The sequence below is a fragment of the Aeromicrobium sp. genome (assembly GCF_036676885.1).
GTDB lineage: Bacteria > Actinomycetota > Actinomycetes > Propionibacteriales > Nocardioidaceae > Aeromicrobium.
In genome coordinates this window covers 1-2,996 of sequence record NZ_JAKFCB010000296.1, presented here as the reverse complement: position 1 = coordinate 2,996, position 2,996 = coordinate 1, and the positions used below count along the sequence as shown (strand labels likewise).

At 69.3% G+C, this 2,996-nt stretch carries 3 protein-coding genes; all 3 read right to left on the bottom strand.

Going from position 1 to position 2,996, the window contains the following annotated elements; all coding sequences use genetic code 11:
* Positions 1-1,359: dihydrolipoamide acetyltransferase family protein (locus V6M46_RS13380; protein WP_332665954.1), on the bottom strand; the 1,359-nt coding region annotated here is incomplete at its 3' end.
* Positions 1,360-1,367: 8 nt separating this feature from the next.
* Positions 1,368-2,342, bottom strand: coding sequence for an alpha-ketoacid dehydrogenase subunit beta (locus V6M46_RS13375; RefSeq protein ID WP_332665952.1), 975 nt, complete (start codon positions 2,340-2,342; stop codon positions 1,368-1,370).
* The coding region (locus tag V6M46_RS13370) for a thiamine pyrophosphate-dependent dehydrogenase E1 component subunit alpha (protein ID WP_332665949.1) at positions 2,339-2,996 on the bottom strand (658 nt) is incomplete at its 5' end. The genes V6M46_RS13370 and V6M46_RS13375, both read right to left, overlap by 4 nt.

Below are 2,996 nucleotides of genomic sequence, written 5' to 3'. Positions count from 1 at the left end.
GCCGTCGACGACGCGGTGGTCGAAGCTCAGCGCCAGGGTCGTGACCCAGCGCGCCACGATCTCGTCGTCGTCACCGACCCACGGCCGCTTGTTGATCGCGCCGACCGCCAGGATCCCGGACTCGCCGGGGTTGAGGATCGGTGTGCCCGCATCGATGCCGAAGACCCCGATGTTGGTGATCGTGAACGATCCGCCGGCCATCTGCGCCGGCTGGGTCTTGCCCTCGCGGGCGGTTGCGATGAGCTCGCCGAATGCCTGCGCGAGCTCCGGCAGGGTCATCGAGTCGGCGCCGACGATGTTGGGCACGACGAGTCCCCGAGGGGTCGCCGCCGCGATGCCGAGGTTGACCGAGCCCTTGAGCACGATCTCCTGGGCCGCGTCGTCCCATGTCGAGTTGAGCTCGGGCGTACGCCGCATCGCGAGGCACACGGCCCGCGCCACGATCAGCAGCGGCGAGACGCGTACGCCGGCGAACCGGTCGTCGGTCTTGAGCTGGGCGACGAGCTCCATGGTCTTCGACACGTCGAGGGTGACCCACTCGGTGACGTGGGGTGAGGTGAACGCCGAAGCCACCATGGCCTCGGCCATCATCTTGCGGACGCCCTTGATCGGGATCCGCTGGTCCCCACTCGGTGTCGGGGCGCTCGTACGTGGTGCCGCAGGCTCCGTGTCGCGCAACCCGGCGAACGCCTCGACGTCTGCGCGGGTGACGACGTCGCCGGTGGCCGGCACCGAGTCGAGGTCGATGCCCAGGTCCTTGGCGAGCTTGCGCACCGGCGGCTTGGCCAGCGCCCGGATCGACCGCTGCGGCACCTTCTCGGTGTCGACCGATGCCACGGCACCCTTGCGGGCGCGGCGCTTGGTCGACGTGGTGCGGGGGCCGTAGCCGACGAGCACGGCTTGCCGTCCTTCGCTCGCAGAGCTCGCTCCCGCGCCCTCGGCGCCAGGATCCTCCTTGGCCGGCGCCTCTGGGGCGGTGGGCGGGGCTTTCGTGACGGCGCCGGGAACCAGGTCCCGGGCGGCCGCGAACTGACCCGCGGTCATCGCGTTGGGCATCTTCGCCGTGGGCGGAGCCTCTTGTGCGGGCGGGGACTCCGCCGGCGGCTCACTCGCCGCCGGTTCGTCGGCCGAGGTGATCCGGATGATCGGCGTGCCGACGTCGACGGTCTGACCCTCGTCGACGAGCAGCGCCTCGACGGTGCCCTCGTACGGGCTGGGCAGCTCGACGATCGACTTGGCCGTCTCGATGTCGACGATGATGTCGTTGACCTTGATCTGGTCGCCGACGGACACCTTCCACGAGACGATCTCGGCCTCGGTCAGACCCTCGCCCACGTCGGGCAGCTTGAACTCACTCATCAAAACTCCTAGAACGCCAGGGAACGGTCGACCGCTTCGAGCACGCGGTCGAGCCCGGGCAGGAACTCTTCCTCGATGCGGCTCGGCGGATAGGGCAGGTCGTAGCCCGTGACCCGGATGACCGGCGCCTCGAGTGAGTAGAAGCACTTCTCGGTGATGCGCGCCGAGATCTCGGCACCGAGCCCAAGAGTCTGCGCCGCCTCGTGCACGACGATCGCGTGACCCGTGCGGCGTACGGACTCGAAGACGGGGTCGAGGTCGAGCGGCGAGAGCGTACGCAGGTCGATGACCTCGAGGCTCGTGCCCTCCTCCTCGGCGGCGTCGGCCGCCTCGAGGCAGGTCTTGACCATCGGCCCGTACGCGAGGACGGTCGCGTCGGTGCCCTCGCGGACGACGCGGGAGGCGTGCAGCGCCATGGGCTCGGACTCGAAGTCGACCTCGCCCTGGTCCCAGTAGCGGCGCTTGGGCTCCATGAACACGATCGGGTCGTCACTCGCGATCGCCTGCTGGATCATCCAGTAGGCGTCGTTGGCGTTGGAGCACGACACGACCTTGAGGCCGGCGGTCAGGGCGAACTGCGCCTCGGGGCTCTCGGAGTGGTGCTCGACCGCGCCGATGCCGCCGCCGAACGGGATGCGGATGACGATCGGCATCTTGACCCGGCCCTTGCTGCGGAAGTGCAGCTTGGCGACCTGGCTGACGATCTGGTCGTACGCCGGGTAGACGAAGCCGTCGAACTGGATCTCGAGGACGGGGCGGTAGCCGCGGAAGGCCAGACCGACGGCGGTGCCGACGATGCCGCTCTCGGCCAGTGGCGCGTCGATGACCCGGCTCTCGCCGAAGTCCTTCTGCAGTCCGTCGGTGATGCGGAAGACGCCGCCGAGCTTGCCGACGTCCTCGCCCATGATCAGGACCTTGTCGTCGGCCTCCATCGCGGCCCGCAGGCCGGCGTTGAGGCCCTTGCCGAGCGGCATCCTCGTCATGACTCGCTCCCCTCAGGCTCGAGACTGTCCCTGTAGGCGACGTACTGCGCCTTCTGCTCCTCGAGCTCGGCCGAACCGTCGACAAAGACGTGGTCGAACAGCTCCGCCAGGTCCGGCTCCGGCAGGGCCTTGCAGGTCTCGCGGAGGTGCTTGCCCAGCTCTTCGGCCTCGGCGTCGAGGTCGTCGAAGAACTCCTGCGGCGTGCCCTGCGTCAGGAGGTAGCGCTTGACCCGCTCGATGGGGTCCTTGAGCTTCCACGTCTCGACCTCGGAGCTGTCGCGGTAGCGGCTGGGGTCGTCCGACGTCGTGTGGGCGCCCATGCGATAGGTGTAGGCCTCGATGAGGCTCGGACCCTCGCCGTTGCGCGCCTTCTGCATCGCCGCGGTCGTCACGGCGTGGCAGGCGAGGACGTCGTTGCCGTCGACCCGGATGCCGCTGAAGCCGAAGCCGCCCGCACGCTGGGCGATCGGGCCGCGAGTGTTGTGATCGGTCGAGGCCGAGATGGCGTACTGGTTGTTCTGGCAGAAGAACACGACCGGCGCGTTGAACACCGCGGCCCAGTCGAACGCCTCGTTGACGTCGCCCTGGCTCGTCGCGCCGTCGCCGAAGTAGGCGATGACTGCGGCGTCGCGCTCGGGGTCGTTGCGGCCGACC

Coding starts and splice junctions, on each gene's coding strand:
- V6M46_RS13375 (WP_332665952.1), bottom strand. CDS start 2,342: ATGACGAGGATGCCGCTCGGCAAGGGCCTCAACGCCGGCCTGCGGGCC.